General features: G+C 34.7%; 18 protein-coding genes. All 18 read left to right on the plus strand.

From position 1 onward, the window contains the following. Nucleotides 1–354 precede the first annotated feature (354 nt). The 18 genes from KZH69_RS09410 (at nt 355) to trpA (ending at nt 16,608) form a co-directional block, all read left to right on the plus strand. The gene (locus tag KZH69_RS09410; RefSeq protein WP_219317188.1) at nt 355–906 is read left to right on the plus strand and encodes a MarC family protein; all 552 of its coding nucleotides are present in this window, start codon (nt 355–357) and stop codon (nt 904–906) included. Between the two features lie 196 nt (nt 907–1,102). Next, the gene (locus KZH69_RS09415) at nt 1,103–2,500 is read left to right on the plus strand and encodes a DUF2252 domain-containing protein (protein WP_219317189.1); all 1,398 of its coding nucleotides are present in this window, start codon (nt 1,103–1,105) and stop codon (nt 2,498–2,500) included. Between the two features lie 447 nt (nt 2,501–2,947). After that, nucleotides 2,948–3,409, plus strand: a complete 462-nt coding sequence (locus KZH69_RS09420; RefSeq protein ID WP_219317190.1) for a MarR family winged helix-turn-helix transcriptional regulator — start codon at nt 2,948–2,950, stop codon at nt 3,407–3,409. 7 nt (nt 3,410–3,416) lie between these two features. Then, complete coding sequence (locus KZH69_RS09425; protein ID WP_219317191.1) at nt 3,417–4,049, plus strand: NAD(P)H-dependent oxidoreductase; 633 nt, start codon at nt 3,417–3,419, stop codon at nt 4,047–4,049. Nucleotides 4,050–4,100: 51 nt separating this feature from the next. Then, nucleotides 4,101–4,667 (plus strand): YceI family protein, encoded by a 567-nt coding sequence (locus KZH69_RS09430; protein WP_219317192.1) that lies wholly within the window; start codon nt 4,101–4,103, stop codon nt 4,665–4,667. A 253-nt stretch (nt 4,668–4,920) separates the two neighbouring features. Then, nucleotides 4,921–6,198, plus strand: a complete 1,278-nt coding sequence (locus tag KZH69_RS09435) for a beta-helix domain-containing protein (RefSeq protein WP_219317193.1) — start codon at nt 4,921–4,923, stop codon at nt 6,196–6,198. 297 nt (nt 6,199–6,495) lie between these two features. Next, nucleotides 6,496–7,062, plus strand: a complete 567-nt coding sequence (locus KZH69_RS09440; RefSeq protein WP_219317194.1) for a YceI family protein — start codon at nt 6,496–6,498, stop codon at nt 7,060–7,062. A gap of 292 nt (nt 7,063–7,354) precedes the next feature. After that, nucleotides 7,355–8,755, plus strand: coding sequence for an anthranilate synthase component I family protein (locus KZH69_RS09445; protein ID WP_219317195.1), 1,401 nt, complete (start codon nt 7,355–7,357; stop codon nt 8,753–8,755). Nucleotides 8,756–8,833: 78 nt separating this feature from the next. After that, nucleotides 8,834–9,400, plus strand: a complete 567-nt coding sequence (locus KZH69_RS09450) for an anthranilate synthase component II (RefSeq protein ID WP_219317196.1) — start codon at nt 8,834–8,836, stop codon at nt 9,398–9,400. Nucleotides 9,401–9,440: 40 nt separating this feature from the next. Beyond that, nucleotides 9,441–10,280: a c-type cytochrome gene (locus KZH69_RS09455; protein WP_219317197.1), complete on the plus strand. Its 840-nt coding sequence runs from the start codon at nt 9,441–9,443 to the stop codon at nt 10,278–10,280. A 159-nt stretch (nt 10,281–10,439) separates the two neighbouring features. Further along, nucleotides 10,440–10,733 carry a GNAT family N-acetyltransferase gene (locus KZH69_RS09460; RefSeq protein ID WP_255557781.1) on the plus strand — a complete coding sequence of 98 codons (294 nt, stop codon included), beginning with the start codon at nt 10,440–10,442 and terminating at the stop codon, nt 10,731–10,733. Between the two features lie 110 nt (nt 10,734–10,843). Next, the gene (gene trpD / locus KZH69_RS09465) at nt 10,844–11,836 is read left to right on the plus strand and encodes an anthranilate phosphoribosyltransferase (protein WP_219317198.1); all 993 of its coding nucleotides are present in this window, start codon (nt 10,844–10,846) and stop codon (nt 11,834–11,836) included. A gap of 79 nt (nt 11,837–11,915) precedes the next feature. Continuing rightward, on the plus strand, nt 11,916–12,695 hold the full coding sequence (gene trpC, locus KZH69_RS09470) for an indole-3-glycerol phosphate synthase TrpC (protein ID WP_219317199.1): 780 nt from the start codon (nt 11,916–11,918) through the stop codon (nt 12,693–12,695). A 73-nt stretch (nt 12,696–12,768) separates the two neighbouring features. Beyond that, nucleotides 12,769–13,404 (plus strand): phosphoribosylanthranilate isomerase, encoded by a 636-nt coding sequence (locus KZH69_RS09475; protein ID WP_219317200.1) that lies wholly within the window; start codon nt 12,769–12,771, stop codon nt 13,402–13,404. A gap of 23 nt (nt 13,405–13,427) precedes the next feature. Then, nucleotides 13,428–14,609: a tryptophan synthase subunit beta gene (gene trpB / locus KZH69_RS09480; protein ID WP_219317201.1), complete on the plus strand. Its 1,182-nt coding sequence runs from the start codon at nt 13,428–13,430 to the stop codon at nt 14,607–14,609. 91 nt (nt 14,610–14,700) lie between these two features. Then, nucleotides 14,701–15,021: a gamma-glutamylcyclotransferase family protein gene (locus KZH69_RS09485; RefSeq protein ID WP_219317202.1), complete on the plus strand. Its 321-nt coding sequence runs from the start codon at nt 14,701–14,703 to the stop codon at nt 15,019–15,021. A 30-nt stretch (nt 15,022–15,051) separates the two neighbouring features. Then, complete coding sequence (locus KZH69_RS09490) at nt 15,052–15,789, plus strand: carbon-nitrogen hydrolase family protein (RefSeq protein ID WP_219317203.1); 738 nt, start codon at nt 15,052–15,054, stop codon at nt 15,787–15,789. A 57-nt stretch (nt 15,790–15,846) separates the two neighbouring features. Continuing rightward, nucleotides 15,847–16,608, plus strand: a complete 762-nt coding sequence (gene trpA / locus KZH69_RS09495) for a tryptophan synthase subunit alpha (RefSeq protein WP_219317204.1) — start codon at nt 15,847–15,849, stop codon at nt 16,606–16,608. The last annotated feature ends 11 nt before the right edge of the window (nt 16,609–16,619 follow it).

The following is a 16,619-nucleotide window of genomic DNA, read 5'->3' on the forward strand; positions in this document are numbered from 1 at the left end:
TCAAACCTTATCAGGTTATATTAAAAAATAACAGTTAAAAACCGAAACAAAAGTTTCGGTTTTTTTTTGCCTTGAATTAAAAAAAACAATTCGTTTTATGTTTTTTTAACCAATATTTACTTGTGTATTGTAAATGGATTTTTTCATGAAAAAAGAAAAAAATTATTAAAAAAAAACATATTAAAACACTAATTATCAGTATATTTATACATGCATTTTTTTTCTGTTTAAAAACAGAAAAAAACAACTATTCCTAGACTTTAGCACTAATTAATACTTAGAATTTTGAAACAAGTTTAAAATTTAAAGTATTTAAAGACAGACAGACAACTTAAATATTAAAATCATTAAGCGATGTCATTTGAAATGCAAATATTTTCTTTTTTATTTCTGATGCTTGGGCCTTTCAAAGTTATCGTTCCATTCATTAAAATCACTATGAATGCAACTCCAGAACTTTCTCGGAATATTGAATTTCGAGCAATCATTTTTTCAAGTGTAGTCTTGTTAATTACGGCTTTTCTCAGTCAAAGGATTATGTCCACTTACAGCATTCCCTTGTCATTTATGACTTTATCTAGTGGAATCATCTTTTTTGTTGTTGCACTCCTTAACGGTATTAAGCAGTTTGAACTTCCGACGAAAAAAAAGGATTTTGCAACAACTCCATCATTAAATACGGCATTAAATTCGCTTACTTTCCCTGCTATATTTGTTCCTTACAGAATTACTGCCCTTATTGTTTTTGTTTCCATCGGCCCAAATTTAAATTCAAAAATAACTCTTAGTGTAATCGTTATAGGGATTATGACTTTAAATTTAATTATAATCCTTTTAGCTAAGAGATTCTTTAGGCCCCCATCTTTGATTCTTGCTTTACTTGGTGTAATTGTCTGGATAATTTAAGTAGCATTAGGCTCATGATTATTACTTTAACCCAAGATAATCTTGACCTTATAACACACTATAAAATGGTTTCAACCCACAAAAATATAGTTTTTATTGATTGATTTATTCCGCTTTTGTTAACCTACTCTTTAACGTTAGAAATCAAAAAACAAGGTTAAAATGTAAATGTATAAAATTAATAAAGAACAAAATCATGGATAAAAAGACCATAAATTACTTCAAATCAAAACAAAAAACGATTGAAGAACGCTTTACAGAAGGCAAAGCCCTACGCGATAAATTTCCAAGAAAAGAGCAAGGAGATTACAAACCCGATCCCAAGCGTGCCGATCCTATCTCTATTTTAGAAGAACAAGCAAAAACCCGTCTCACTGAATTGGTACCAATACGATATGCCCGAATGCTCACTTCTCCTTTCGCTTTTCTACGAGGAGGCGCTGCGATAATGGCAGCTGATCTTGCAGCTGGCTCTAAACCTACAGGAATATTTGTACAGACTTGTGGCGACATGCATGTGGCTAATTTTGGCTTATTTGCATCAGCGGAACGCACCCTGATTTTTGGCATCAATGATTTTGACGAAACTTTGCCAGGACCTTGGGAATGGGACATAAAAAGACTTGTGGCAAGCATTGTTGCATCTGGAAGGTTTCTGGGCGCTAAAAAGAATTTATGCACCGAGAGCGTTTTGTTAGCAGTAAGTTCTTATAAAAAAAGCATGAGAGACTATTCCGCAATGGGACACATCGAATTAGTTTACGCCACTATGACCGAAAAAGATCTGCAGAAAAAACTACCACCATCGGTACAAAAAGGACTAAAAAAAATCACTGACAAAGCCCGTGAACGAACCCACTTTCAGGTACTTGATAAACTCGCAAATATAGTGCATGATAAATATCGCCTACGGGATGATGCTCCTTTTATTGTGCACGAAACACATACGCAAAGTGGCAGACCAATTGACGAAGCATTAGGATTACTTCTCGAATCCTACATGCTCTCGCTTGCTGACGACCGTATCCACTTGTTGAAACAGTACCGCATTGTTGATGTAGCGCGTAAGGTTGTTGGAGTGGGAAGTGTAGGTACACGATGCTGGATTATTTTTATGTTAGGAAACAATTCTGAGGATCCTTTGTTCTTACAAGTTAAAGAAGCTCAACCTTCTGTTTTCGAACCCTATGTTTCAAAATCGGCTTATTCAAATCACGGACATCGTGTTGTTGCAGGACAACGGTTACTGCAAGCCGCACCTGATATTTTCATCGGTTGGGGCGAGCAGGATGGTATTCATTTTTATGTGCGTCAATTGCGAGATATGAAAGGGGGTGTCGAGTTTGATCCTGATAAAGTAAACATTGAAAACTTTCCTGAATACTGCAAGCTTTGCGGAGAGGTCTTAGCATTGGCTCATGCCAAATCAGGCAATGCCGCCATGATTTCTGGATATCTTGGAAAAAGTGATGAATTTGATCAAGCCATGGTTCAGTTTGCCTTTGCTTATGCTGATCAGACCGAGCAAGATTATCAAGCATTGGTAGCAGCAGCTGCTAGCGGACGAATTAAAGTAGCAAGGGCAGAATCCTAAAAGCTCTATTTAACCAGATTCCTTATAATCAAAAAACATCAACAACACTTAATGTTTTTTTTAGCCACAACTTCCTTAGTTTTTTGGAGAGTTAATTGCTGTCTACTATAATTTATCTGCCATTATATCGAAGAACTCATAGTTCAAAACAGAGATCTTCCAGTAACAACAAAAATTAAGTTTTAACCCAAACAAGTCTTATATGTCCATTAAAAAATCTTTTTCTCTTTTTACATTTCATTATTATGCTTTACTATAGTTATTTTAACTACACTTGAAAAAGGAAATTCATTATTACTTAACCCCCTATTATAATAGATATTTTATTATTAAACTCCATTGCAAATCGTTGCTTCCTAATTTATTTAACAAAAAAATAACATAACATTTGTATATACAAATATAAATAATACTACATTTGTACCAACAAATAAGATACCTACAAATATGAAGATTGAAGATGAATTAAAAAGTACGGTTGATTATAATAAATCAACAAGAGTGGTTTTAAATTTGATGTACACACAAAATGTTATCGCTGATAGTTTTAATGAAATCATAAAACCGTATGATATTTCAGGTGAACAATATAACGTTTTAAGAATATTGAGAGGACAAAAAGGACATCCTGCCAATATGTGCATCATACAGGAAAGAATGCTGGCCAGAACAAGTAATACAACTCGGTTAGTTGACAAATTATTATTAAAAAATTTGGTCACTCGAAATGTTTGTCCAGAAAACAGAAGAAAAATTGAAGTTTTAATTACGCAAAAAGGTTTGGATCTATTAACTGAACTCGACCCCAAAGTAAAAGAACATGAAGAATCTTTCTCGAAAAATCTGAATGAAGAAGAATTAATACAACTAAATACCTTATTAGAAAAATACAGAACTAAAATAAATTAATACTATTATGAGCAATTTTTTAAATAACCAAAATTGGAGATATGCAACAAAGAAATTTGATGCTACAAAAAAAATCTCAACAGAAGACTTGAATACTTTAAAAGAAGCGATTCGTTTGAGCTCTTCTTCTTATGGATTACAACCATACAAAGTTATTATTGTTGAAAATCAAGAATTAAGAGCACAATTACAACAAGCCGCTTGGGGACAATCACAAATAGTAGATGCTTCACATCTATTCATTTTTGCCAATGACACTAATATCGGTGATGAGGCAATCGATGAATATTTGAATACAATAAGCGTTACCAGAGAAACTCCTATGGAATCATTGGCAGGATACGGCGATTTCATGAAATCTAAAATATCAACTTTGGAACCAGCTGTCAAAAATGTTTGGACATCAAAACAAACCTATTTAGCATTAGGCAATTTGTTGAATGCTGCTGCAGAACTTAAAATAGACGTAACACCAATGGAAGGATTTGTTCCTGCTCAAGTAAACGAAATTTTAGGATTAGACAAACTAAATCTTAATGCGTCACTTATTGCAACTGTTGGATACCGTCACGAAGAAGACGCTACACAATTTTACAAAAAAGTTAGAAAATCTCAGGAAGACTTATTTATCACTTTATAATAATTACTAATTCAAATTAAAATCAATTAAATCAAATTAAACAAATTACACATGAAAAATTTAAAATCAATTGCATTGGCGTTCGTAGTGGCTTTATCTACATTAGCAGTAACTGCTCAAACTAAAAAAGTAGACGTATCAAAAAGTACCATCAACTGGGTTGGAAAAAAAGTGACAGGAGAACATTCTGGAACTGTAGCCTTAAAAAGTGGTGCTTTAGTTTTCAAGAAAAAAGCATTAACAGGTGGAACTTTCACAGTTGATATGACAACACTTACTTCTACAGATCTTACAGGTGAATACCTTGGAAAATTAAACGGTCACTTGAAAGCTGATGATTTCTTTGGAACAGACAAATTCCCAACTTCAACTTTAGTTTTCAAAACTATCGCCGCTAAAGGAAATGACTTATATACTGTTACCGCTGATTTAACAATCAAAGGAAAAACAAATCCTGTTACTTTTGACATCGCTGTAAAAGGGAATACTGCTACTACATCATTCAAAGTTGACAGAACTAAATATGATATCAAATACGGTTCAAAAAGTTTCTTCGAAGGTTTAGGTGACAAAACTATCTATGATGATTTCGACTTAACAGTGAACTTGAAATTTTAATTTTAGAAATCTTAGTTGAAAGTACCCTCAGCATTTTTTTGCTGAGGGTGCTTTTTTTTTATTAAGAAACTGCAAACTTGTACTTTGATGGTCACCAAAAGCATTTTTTTATAGTAATCATTACCCGTTCCCACTCTCCTTCACCTATCTAATTCTTAACTTAAAAGTCATAAATAGATAATATTAAGAAAATACGCTTAAAACATTGTAATGGTAATTTTGAAAAAAAGAAAAACCCACAATTACTAGCGTTATGAAAAAAAAACTATTCGTTGTCATTATAATTCTCCTTTCGAATATAGCCTTAAATGCACAACAAATAAAAGGAATTACAGGAGAAACCAATTGGTTAACAGGATGGACTAATTTTAAACCAGCCACAACAGATTATAACGATGCCAACCAAATATTGACAGGCACAATAGATAGGGACTTAAAACTAACAAGAGACAACACCTATCGATTAATTGGGACAGTATATGTAATCAATAAAGCAGTTCTAACTATTGAGCCAGGAACAGTAATTAGAGGTGACAAAGAATCTTGTGGAACGCTTGTGATTACCAAAGGCAGCAAAATTATTGCTGAAGGTACACCATCAAATCCAATAGTTTTTACTTCAAACAATAATATTTCAGAAAGAAGACCTGGAGATTGGGGTGGAATTGTTATACTTGGAGAAGCACCTATAAATAAAATTGGAGGCGTTGGTTTTCTGGATTTTAACTTTGATCCTGCCGTGAGTTATTACGGTGGACAAGATCCAACTAACAATTCCGGAATTTTAAAATACGTACGCATTGAATACTCTGGTCGAAAAATAAATGCACTCAAAGAACTAAACGGTTTATCGATGGCTGGTGTTGGAAGAGGCACTAAATTCGAATACATCCAAATAAGTTTTTCTAATGATGATTCATTTGAGTCCTATGGAGGCGATGTTGTTTTCAATAACTTGATTTCTTACAGAGCAACCGACGATGATTTTGATTATACCCAAGGAGTTCAATGCACGATATCAAATAGTATAGCGATTCGTAATCCATATTCTTCCGATATTTCAGGTTCTCGTTGTTTTGAAATTGATTCTTATGATAAAATAGAAAATGCCGATGTGAACAAAAAGTTAACCAAAATTACAGCCAATAACATCACATTGGTCAATACCGAAGACAATAATCAAGGATTGGTAAGAGAGGCCGTTTACATCAAAGAAAAAAGTTATTTCAATATCAACAACAGTATTATAGATGGCTTTAGCAGCTGTGTTTTACTCGAAAACAAAATAGGGGTTTTACCGGCCAATTTAGCCAAAATTAATATTCAAGGATTGCAAATTAATAGATGCAACGGAGTGGTCCAAAGCGAAAATGCTACAGTAAATCCAGAGCTATCAAACTGGTACAATAGCGATACATTCTCATTAGAATTCTCTAAATTTAATAATGCAGAATTATTCATGCAGTCGGATGTCAAAAAATCGCCCGATTTTAGAGCAAAAAACACTAGCACTTTGGCCAGTGTCAAATAAATTGTTCCCGACTCAAAACACAAAGTCTGATATTTCTATCAGACTTTTTTTGCGCAAAAAAATCACACAAACTATTGTGAAAAGGTTTTTCCTTTATTAACAATTGAAAACACAACAGCATTTAAATAAATAATTTGAAATTAATTAAAATACAAAATTTTGAACTAACTTTATAAATCTTTTACAATTAGCTTATCATCATTTAAGATTCCATTTCAAATAGATTTCCTGTTTTTTATCAAAATGAAATCAACCTACGTTTTATTAATTGTTTTACTAACTTAATTACTAAAAAATATGAGAAACTTAAAGTCAGTCAGTATTATTCTACTTGTTCTTTTTTCCTTACACAAAGGAATTGCACAAACCTATAAAATTGATGTTAGTAAAAGCATCATTAATTGGGAAGGAAAAAAAATAACAGGCCAACATGAGGGCACCATCAACTTCAAAGATGGTTATCTGGTTTTCAAAGACAAAAAAGTAGCTGGTGGTAGTTTTACTGCAAATATGACAACTTTGTCTAATACAGACCAAACAGGCAGTTCAAAACTAAAACTCGAAGGTCATTTAAAATCAGAAGATTTTTTTAGTATTGATAATTTCCCAACATCTACTTTAATATTTAAGAGTATCGCCAATAAAGGAAACAACACCTACCTCATCAATGCCGACTTAACCATTAAAGGAATTACAAACTCCATACAATTTGATTTGGTTGTCAACGGAAACAAGGCCACGGCAGCATTAAAAGTAAATCGTACCAAATATGACATACGATATGGCTCAGGCAGTTATTTTGATGATTTGGGAGATAAAACCATTTACGATGATTTCGAATTAAACGTAGTTCTAGTTTTTTAACTTTTAAAATTTAACAAAAAAATAAAAAAAATATCTTTTTTTTTATTTTTTTGTTTTTGTCAGACCAAATATCATTTATATATTTGCATACAACAAAACAAAACATGAAAACAATAACAAACAATACTTGGTGGTGGAATAATTTACGTCAATCGTCGTGAACTAAGCTCCTATAGTATTATTTGAACTATAAATATAAAAGGCTTGTCATCACGACAGGCCTTTTTTTTATTTCAAAATGAAGCTAATAACTAAAGAAAAGAATTCATTGTATCAAAAAGCAACATAAAGTATGAAAACCTATAAACTACAAACCAACTACAAACAAATCCTCGCCGATACCATCACGCCGGTGAGTATTTATTTCAAAATCAGAGATAAATTTCCTAATAGTTTATTGCTCGAAAGTAGTGATTACCACGGAAACGATAACAGTTTTTCCTATATCTGTTGCAATCCAATTGCTTCGATAAAAATAGAAAACGAAACCATCCATAAAACATACCCTGATGGAACTTCCGAAACTATTGCCATTGAGACAAACACCAATATTCCTCAAATCATTCAAGATTTTTCAGGGCAATTTCAATCGAATAAAACAGATTTTAAATTCATCAACAATGGTTTATTTGGTTATATTTCTTATGATGCCGTACGTTATTTCGAAAAAGTAACCATCGCCAAAAAAGAGAACAGCAACTCGATTCCCGATGTGTATTATGCGGTTTACCAAAACATCATTGCCATCAACCATTTCAAAAACGAAGCCTATATTTTTTGTCACAGTCTGGACGGAAAAAACAACATATCCGAAATTGAACAATTATTACAATCCAGAAACATAGCTTCTTATAAATTCTCCAAAGAAGGTGAAGGTTTTTCAAATCTAACCGATGAAGAATTCAAAGAAAATGTGGCTTTGGCCAAAAAGCATTGTTTCCGTGGTGATGTGTTTCAACTGGTTTTATCCAGAAGATTTACGCAAGGATTCAAAGGTGATGAATTCAATGTTTACAGAGCTTTGAGAAGTATCAATCCATCTCCTTACCTATTCTTTTTTGATTATGGTGATTTCAAGATATTTGGTTCTTCGCCCGAAGCTCAAATTATTGTCAAAAATCGTAAAGCCGAAATTCATCCTATTGCAGGAACTTTCAAAAGAACAGGCAATGACGAGAAAGATGCAGTTCTGGCCAAAAATTTATCCGAAGACAAAAAAGAAAATAGCGAACATGTGATGCTAGTTGATTTGGCTCGAAATGATTTAAGTCGACACGGACATGGTGTAGAAGTAGAAAAATACAGAGAAGTTCAATTTTTTTCTCATGTCATTCATTTGGTTTCTAAAGTGACAGGACATTTACACGAAAAAGCGACTACGATGCAAGTGGTTGCAGACACTTTCCCTGCAGGAACTTTGAGTGGAGCACCAAAACACAGAGCGATGCAATTGATCGAAGATTACGAAAAAACAAACCGTAATTTTTATGGAGGTGCTATTGGTTTTATGGATTTTGAAGGTAACTTTAATCACGCTATTATGATTAGAACTTTCTTGAGTAAAAATCACCAATTGCACTCCCAAGCTGGCGCTGGAATTGTAGCCAGCTCAAACGAAGAAAGCGAAATGCAAGAGGTCTATAATAAATTGCTGGCATTGAATAAAGCGTTGGATTTGGCAGAAACTATATAAAAAAGTAAACAGTGTTCAGATTTCAGTATTCAGTTGAAAAACCTGAAAATTAAAACTTTAAACAAAAAATTAAATAAAATGAAAAAAATACTAGTCATAGACAATTATGATAGTTTCACTTATAATTTAGTGCATTATCTGGAAGATTTAGATTGCGAAGTTACCGTTTTCAGAAACGATGAATTTGATATTGACGAAATAGCATTTTTTGATAAAATTTTGCTTTCACCTGGACCAGGAATCCCAGACGAAGCCGGACTATTGAAAGCTGTTATCCAAAAATATGCGCCAACCAAAAGCATTTTCGGCGTATGTCTTGGACAACAAGCCATAGGAGAAGTTTTTGGAGGAACACTTTCTAATTTAGACAAAGTATATCACGGAGTGGCAACACTAGTAAAAACATCTGTTAATGACGAACTTCTATTCGAAGGTTTGGGAAATGAATTTGAAGTGGGACGCTACCATTCGTGGGTGGTGGATGCCAATTTACCCGATGTATTGGAAGCCACTTCCTTTGATGAAAACGGTCAGGTAATGTCTTTGAGACATAGAACTTACGATGTAAGAGGCGTACAATTTCATCCTGAAAGTGTATTGACTCCCAATGGGAAAAAGATATTGGAAAACTGGTTGAAGAACTAGTATTCAGTGTTCAATTATTTATAATGATGAGTCAGAAAGTATGAAAACAGTTAAAATCAATTTTTTTGTTTCTTGCCTTTTTATTTTTTTTCTTATTTCTTGTAACAAGCAGCAAGAGGAAAAAACACCACCAATAGTTAATCAACCCGAAATGGAAATTGATTTATTGGCTTTGCAAGCAAAAAACAAACTAGGAAAAGATACCGTTGTCAATATCAGTAATGACCCCGTTTATCATAAAACAAAGAAATATCATGCTGTAAATGCATTGCTTCTTTTAAAAAATGAAATTGATTTATCAAAAGTTGACATAAAAAATACGCTAATTGTTTTTGAATGTATTGATGGTTACAAACCTGAAATGTCTTTACAATTATTCTTAAACGCAAAACCCTATTTGGCATTCAAAGATGTTGATGCCCCAAAAGGTTCAAATTGGGAAAAAATTATCAAAAATGGAAACGAGATGAATGCCGATCCGTTTTATCTGGTTTACACATCTGTTTCACCAGATGATCAGGAATACAAATGGCCTTATAATGTTATTAAATTTAGATTACAATCGAAAAATAAAAACAGTGAAGCTTTACAGCCAAAAGACGATGAAAAAGCTATGAAAGGCTTTGCATTATTTCAAAAACAATGCATCACTTGTCATGCTATAAACGGAATTGGAGGAGAAATGGGACCTGAATTAAATTATCCCAAAAGCGTAACTGAGTATTGGAAAGAAACGGAATTAGTCAATTACATTGTCAATCCAGCATCTTTTCGACACAAAGTAAAAATGCCGACACTGGGAATTACAAAACAGGAATCGCAGCAAATCGTTGAGTACCTGAAATACATGTCAGACCATAAAAAAGTGAATAGCAATTAGTGAATAGTATTAAGTCATAATTTTCAATTTAAAATAAAAACTAAAATGAACATTACAATTTCCGAGACAAGGGAGCTAAACATTGAAGATATAATAAGTCTTTATCGCGCAAACGAATGAAGCTCTGCTAATAAACCGACACTATTATACAATGGTCTTTTGAATTCCGAAACATTGATAACTGCTTGGGAAGGCAAAAAACTAGTCGGACTTGGAAATGCTATTTCTGATGGCTATTTAACGGTCTATTATCCGCATTTATTGATCCTTCCGGAATATCAAGGAAAGGGAATTGGAAAAATGATTGTTGACAAAATGCAGGAGAAATACAATCACTTCCATATGCAAATGCTTACTGCCGATGGAAAAGCAGTAGATTTTTACAAAAAAAATGGTTTTGAACGTGCCGGAAATACCGAACCAATGTGGATTTATCAAGGAAATGAACACTAAAAAAGTAGACAGTCTTCAGTATTTAGTTAGCAGTCAAATTTAGAAACAAAAAACTCAGTCCCGATAGTTATCGGGGTCGTCACTCAGAATCTTAGCATCTATATAAAAAAATGAAAAATATATTAAACAGATTAATCAATCACGAAATTCTTTCGAAAGAAGAATCCAAAGATGTATTGGTAAATATCTCCAGCGGAAGTTATAATCCAAGTCAGATTTCGGCTTTTTTGACCGTATATATGATGCGAAGCATTAGTATCGAAGAGTTGGCAGGATTTAGGGAAGCACTTTTAGAATTATGCATTCGAGTAGATTTGTCCGATTACAACACCATCGATTTATGCGGTACAGGAGGTGACGGAAAAGACACTTTCAACATATCGACCTTAGCTTCATTTGTTGCCGCTGGAGCTGGAATAAAAGTCGCCAAACACGGTAATTACGGAGTCTCTTCTATTTCGGGCTCCAGTAACGTGATGGAGAAATTGGGAGTAAAATTCAGTAACGACAAAGATTTTCTGGAAAAATGCATTGACAAAGCCGGGATTGCTATTTTACATGCCCCTTTGTTTCACCCTGCCATGAAAAATGTGGGACCTATCCGAAAAGAATTGGGAGTTAAAACCTTTTTCAATATGTTGGGTCCAATGGTAAATCCATCGTTTCCACAGAATCAATTGGTTGGTGTATTCAATCTTGAATTGGCAAGAATGTATAGTTATTTGTACCAAAATACCCCTGTCAATTTTACAATTTTACATTCCTTAGATGGTTATGATGAAGTTTCTTTGACTGGTCCAACAAAAATGATAACCAGTACCAAGGAAGGAATGCTAAATCCCGCTGATTTTGGAGTACGTCTTTTAGAACAAAACGAAATCGAAGGCGGAAAAACCATCGAAGAATCGGCTGAAATGTTTATGGATATCATCTCCGGAAACGGGAATGAAGCCCAAAACAATGTAGTATGTGCCAATGCCGGAATAGCAATTGCTACTGTTACAAAATGTTCTACTCTAGAAGGATTTCAAATAGCGAGAGAAAGTTTATTATCCGGAAAAGGTTTTCTAGCTTTGAAAACAGTACAAGAACTAAGTAAATAAAACAGGTTTAAGGCTTAAAGTTGTTGGAATGTTGCGCTACTTTAAACCTTAAAACAAATAAAACTTTAAACAAAAATTAATGAATATTTTAGATAAAATCATATTTGACAAAAAAAGAGAAGTTATTCTCAAAAAATCCATCATTCCAGTTTCACAATTGGAGGCTTCGGTTTTATTTGGAAAAAAGACCATTTCTTTAAGTCAAAATTTGCGAAACAGTAACTCCGGAATCATTGCCGAACACAAACGCCGTTCACCTTCCAAAGCTGAAATTAATTATAGTTTCACTGTGGAAGAAGTGGTCAAAGGATACGAAAGTGCCGGTGCTTGCGGTATTTCGGTTTTGACAGACGGAAAATATTTTGGTGGTTCTTTAGACGATTTACTTTTGGCAAGAGCCTCGGTAAACATTCCGCTTTTGCGAAAAGAATTTATCGTAGATGAATATCAAATTCTGGAAGCCAAAGCCCACGGAGCCGATTTGATTTTGCTGATTGCAGCAGTTTTGACAAGAGACGAAATTAAATCATTATCCGAATTTGCTAAAAGTTTAGGATTAGAAGTATTATTGGAAGTTCATAATTTAGAAGAATTGGAAAAATCAATTATGCCTACGTTGGACATGATTGGCGTCAACAACAGAAACCTGAAAACTTTCGAAGTGAGTTTGGATTTCAGCAAAGAACTAGCCTCAAAAATCCCAAATGATTTTGTAAAAGTTTCCGAAAGTGGAATCAGCTCCGTCGAAGCTATCAACGAACTAAAACCATATGGATACAAAGGATTTTTAATTGGAGAAAACTTTATGAAAACCGACAATGCAGGAAAAGCGGCAACGGAATTTATTAATCAGCTTTGAGCTGTGGGCAATGAGCAATGGGCTATCAGCTCAAAGCCCAAAGCCCAAAGCTGAGAGCCTCAAAAAAACAAATATGAAACTCAAAATCTGCGGAATGAAATACCCCGACAATATACTCGAAGTAGGCTCGCTTCTACCCGATTATATGGGATTTATATTTTGGCAAAAATCGGCTCGCTATTTTGAAGGAGAAATGCCTGAATTACCAAAATCAATTAAAAAAACAGGCGTTTTTGTCAATGAAAGCATTCCAATAATTGAAGAGAAAATTGCGAAATACAATTTACAGGCCATTCAATTGCACGGTCAGGAATCGGTTGAATTTTGTTTGGAATTAAAAACTAAATTTGGTGCTGCAATTGAAGTTATCAAGGTGTTTTCGGCGGACGAAAATTTTGATTTTAGCGTTTTAAAACCCTATGAATCTATTTGTAATTATTTTCTTTTTGACACCAAAGGAAAATTACCCGGTGGAAACGGAACCACTTTTGATTGGAAAATATTAAGCAACTATCCATCGACAAAGCCATTCTTCCTTAGTGGTGGAATTGGAATCGAGGAATTGGACAACATAAAGGAAATTTCAAAAACCAATTTACCACTATATGCCATCGATATAAACAGTAAATTTGAAACTGAACCAGGGTTAAAAGATATTAAAAGATTGAATGATTTAAAAATTGAAATAATCGATGCATTTAAAATTTAAATTCATCATTTAAAATAAAAAAAATGAGTTACAACGTCAACGAAAAAGGATATTACGGAGAATTTGGAGGAGCCTATATTCCCGAAATGTTATATCCAAATGTAGAAGAATTACGTCAACAGTATTTAAAAATCACTGCCGAGCCCGATTTTATTAAAGAATTTGAACAACTGCTCAAAGATTATGTAGGTCGTCCAAGCCCTTTGTATTTTGCCAAAAGGTTATCTGAAAAATATGGAACCAAAGTCTATCTAAAAAGAGAAGACCTCAACCATACCGGTGCACACAAAATCAACAACACCATTGGTCAAATATTAGTAGCCCAAAAACTAGGCAAAAAACGGATCATCGCCGAAACTGGCGCAGGTCAGCACGGTGTAGCTACAGCAACGGTTTGTGCCTTGATGGGATTGGAATGCATTGTATATATGGGTGAAATCGACATCCAGCGTCAAGCACCAAATGTAGCCCGTATGAAAATGCTTGGTGCTTCTGTAAGACCTGCGCTTTCTGGATCTCGAACCTTGAAAGATGCCACCAACGAGGCCATTCGGGATTGGATTAACAATCCTGTCGATACTCATTACATCATCGGTTCGGCCATCGGACCACACCCATATCCTGATATGGTAACCCGTTTTCAAAGCATCATTTCCGAAGAAATCAAATGGCAGTTACATGAAAAAGAAGGCCGTGAAAACCCTGATTATGTAGTGGCTTGCATCGGCGGAGGAAGCAATGCCGCAGGAACATTTTATCATTTTCTTGACCAAGAGCAAGTTGGCATCATAGCCGTCGAAGCCGCTGGTAAAGGTGTCAATAGCGGTCACAGCGCTGCCACCAGCAAACTAGGTAAAGTAGGTATCATTCACGGTTGCAAAACCCTGTTGATGCAAACACTCGATGGACAAATAACAGAGCCCTACTCCATTTCGGCTGGACTCGATTACCCAGGTGTAGGCCCAATGCACTCTCACTTAGCACAAACCGGTCGTGCCGAATTCTATTCCGTAACCGACGATGATGCTATGGAATCCGGACTCGAATTATGCCAGCTAGAAGGCATCATTCCAGCTATAGAATCCTCTCATGCATTAGCTGTCCTAAAAGAAAAGAAATTCAAACCAACCGATATTGTTGTTATCAGCCTATCGGGTCGTGGTGATAAGGATTTAAACACATATATTGATTATTTTAAATTATAGTTGGGCGTTGCCACTATACCGATAGCTATCGGAAGGGCAATCCGCTATATTCACCGTATAACCACTATTGACTAAACCAAAAATAGAATCTATGCAAAAATTATTCGCCTACGGAACTTTACAAGAAAAAGATGTTCAAGAAAGCCTTTTTGGGCGTGTTCTTGAAGGAACTCCAGAAACATTAGTCGGCTATGAATTGAGTGAAATTCAAATCGAAGAAGAATTTGGAATAGTACACTATCCTATCATTATGGAAACCAATGATTCAAACGATACCATTAGCGGAATAGTATATGAAGTTTCAGTAAACGAACTTCATCAAGCCGATCTATATGAAGGTAAGCATTATAAAAGAGTCGAAGTACAATTGCAATCAAATCAAAAAGCTTGGGCTTATAGCGCGGCTATATAGAAAACAGTTAAAGAAATTTAAAATAAAAAAATGATTTTAGCAGCCGCTCAAACAAAACCAAAACGTGGGGATATCGACACCAATCTTTTGGACCATTATCGTCTAATCAAATTGGCAGCAATAAATGGAGCTCAATTAATCGTGTTTCCGGAATTGTCCATTACTGGTTATGAAAGAGAAGATGCCGTACGATTGGCTTTTAACAAAAATGATTTCAGATTGAATCATTTAAAAGAATTAGCGACCGAAAATAAAATAACCATCATCGCTGGAGCGCCGATACGCATACAATCAGATTTATTTTTGGGTGAATTTTGTATTGCCCCAAACGATTCGGTTTCCATATATACTAAACAATTTCTCCATACAGGTGAAGAAGTGTATTACCAACCTTCTTTTGATTACAATCCCGTAATCGAAATAGAAGATGAACGCATTGCCTGTGCCATTTGTGCCGATATCGATCATCCGAAACATCCTGAAAATGCAAGGAAAAGAAATAGTTCCACTTATATTGCCAGTATTTTCTTTTCGCCAAACGGTATTCCGCAAGCACATCAATCGCTACAGAACTATGCTTACCAATTTCAAATGAATGTCCTAATGGCTAACTTTGGTGGAGACTCTTACGGGAGTCCGTCAGGCGGTCGTTCTGCTTTTTGGAATAACAAAGGGGAATTGATTGTCCAAATGAAAGATTCAGGTTCTGGATTATTACTTGTACAAAAACAGCATTCTGGTTGGACAAGCAAAATACTCAACGATTAATAAAATATAAAAACAAAACTACAGGATTTTAAAATCCAAAGATAAAATACATTAAAAATGAACCGAATAAATCAAAAATTACAAGAAGACAAAAAGATACTTTCCATATACTTTTCGGCTGGATATCCTAACTTGAATGACACCGTACAAATCATTCAAGATTTAGAGAAAAATGGCGTAGATATGATCGAAATTGGATTGCCCTTTAGCGATCCTTTGGCGGATGGTCCAACCATTCAAGCAAGTTCAACACAAGCTTTGCATAACGGAATGACCTCACAAATTTTGTTTGAACAGTTAACAGCCATTCGCCAAAGCGTAACAATTCCGTTGGTGATTATGGGCTATTTCAATCCGATTTTGCAATATGGAGTCGAGAGTTTCTGTGAAAAATGTGCCGAAATAGGTATCGATGGTTTAATCATTCCCGATCTTCCCGTAGATGTGTATGCGGAACAATACAAAGCCACTTTCAATAAATACGGATTAATCAATGTGTTCTTGATTACACCACAAACTTCAGACGAACGCATCCAGTTTATAGATAGTGTTTCGAATGGTTTTATTTATATGGTGAGCTCGGCGAGCGTAACAGGTTCACAATCCGGTTTTGGTAGTACCCAAGAAGATTATTTTAAACGCATAGCCGACATGAATCTAAAAAACCCACAAGTGATTGGATTTGGAATTAATAATGCGGAAACCTTTAATCAAGCGACTCAGTTTGCCAAAGGAGCCATTATTGGAAGTGCCTTTATCACGCATTTAACTGAGAATGGAACTGGTAAAATTGGGGAGTTTGTGAAAGCTATTAGATAGTATAACTTTAC

Source organism: Flavobacterium taihuense, from assembly GCF_019351435.1.
In the GTDB taxonomy this organism is placed as follows: domain Bacteria; phylum Bacteroidota; class Bacteroidia; order Flavobacteriales; family Flavobacteriaceae; genus Flavobacterium; species Flavobacterium taihuense.

What these genes read in the sequence shown, in the direction of transcription:
- KZH69_RS09420 (WP_219317190.1), top strand. Translation starts at nt 2,948, where the DNA reads ATGAAGATTGAAGATGAATTAAAAAGTACGGTTGATTATAATAAATCA.
- KZH69_RS09425 (WP_219317191.1), top strand. Translation starts at nt 3,417, where the DNA reads ATGAGCAATTTTTTAAATAACCAAAATTGGAGATATGCAACAAAGAAA.
- KZH69_RS09410 (WP_219317188.1), top strand. Translation starts at nt 355, where the DNA reads ATGTCATTTGAAATGCAAATATTTTCTTTTTTATTTCTGATGCTTGGG.
- KZH69_RS09455 (WP_219317197.1), top strand. Translation starts at nt 9,441, where the DNA reads ATGAAAACAGTTAAAATCAATTTTTTTGTTTCTTGCCTTTTTATTTTT.
- trpD (WP_219317198.1), top strand. Translation starts at nt 10,844, where the DNA reads ATGAAAAATATATTAAACAGATTAATCAATCACGAAATTCTTTCGAAA.
- KZH69_RS09440 (WP_219317194.1), top strand. Translation starts at nt 6,496, where the DNA reads ATGAGAAACTTAAAGTCAGTCAGTATTATTCTACTTGTTCTTTTTTCC.
- trpB (WP_219317201.1), top strand. Translation starts at nt 13,428, where the DNA reads ATGAGTTACAACGTCAACGAAAAAGGATATTACGGAGAATTTGGAGGA.
- KZH69_RS09450 (WP_219317196.1), top strand. Translation starts at nt 8,834, where the DNA reads ATGAAAAAAATACTAGTCATAGACAATTATGATAGTTTCACTTATAAT.
- KZH69_RS09445 (WP_219317195.1), top strand. Translation starts at nt 7,355, where the DNA reads ATGAAAACCTATAAACTACAAACCAACTACAAACAAATCCTCGCCGAT.
- KZH69_RS09475 (WP_219317200.1), top strand. Translation starts at nt 12,769, where the DNA reads ATGAAACTCAAAATCTGCGGAATGAAATACCCCGACAATATACTCGAA.
- trpA (WP_219317204.1), top strand. Translation starts at nt 15,847, where the DNA reads ATGAACCGAATAAATCAAAAATTACAAGAAGACAAAAAGATACTTTCC.
- KZH69_RS09485 (WP_219317202.1), top strand. Translation starts at nt 14,701, where the DNA reads ATGCAAAAATTATTCGCCTACGGAACTTTACAAGAAAAAGATGTTCAA.
- trpC (WP_219317199.1), top strand. Translation starts at nt 11,916, where the DNA reads ATGAATATTTTAGATAAAATCATATTTGACAAAAAAAGAGAAGTTATT.
- KZH69_RS09415 (WP_219317189.1), top strand. Translation starts at nt 1,103, where the DNA reads ATGGATAAAAAGACCATAAATTACTTCAAATCAAAACAAAAAACGATT.
- KZH69_RS09490 (WP_219317203.1), top strand. Translation starts at nt 15,052, where the DNA reads ATGATTTTAGCAGCCGCTCAAACAAAACCAAAACGTGGGGATATCGAC.
- KZH69_RS09435 (WP_219317193.1), top strand. Translation starts at nt 4,921, where the DNA reads ATGAAAAAAAAACTATTCGTTGTCATTATAATTCTCCTTTCGAATATA.
- KZH69_RS09430 (WP_219317192.1), top strand. Translation starts at nt 4,101, where the DNA reads ATGAAAAATTTAAAATCAATTGCATTGGCGTTCGTAGTGGCTTTATCT.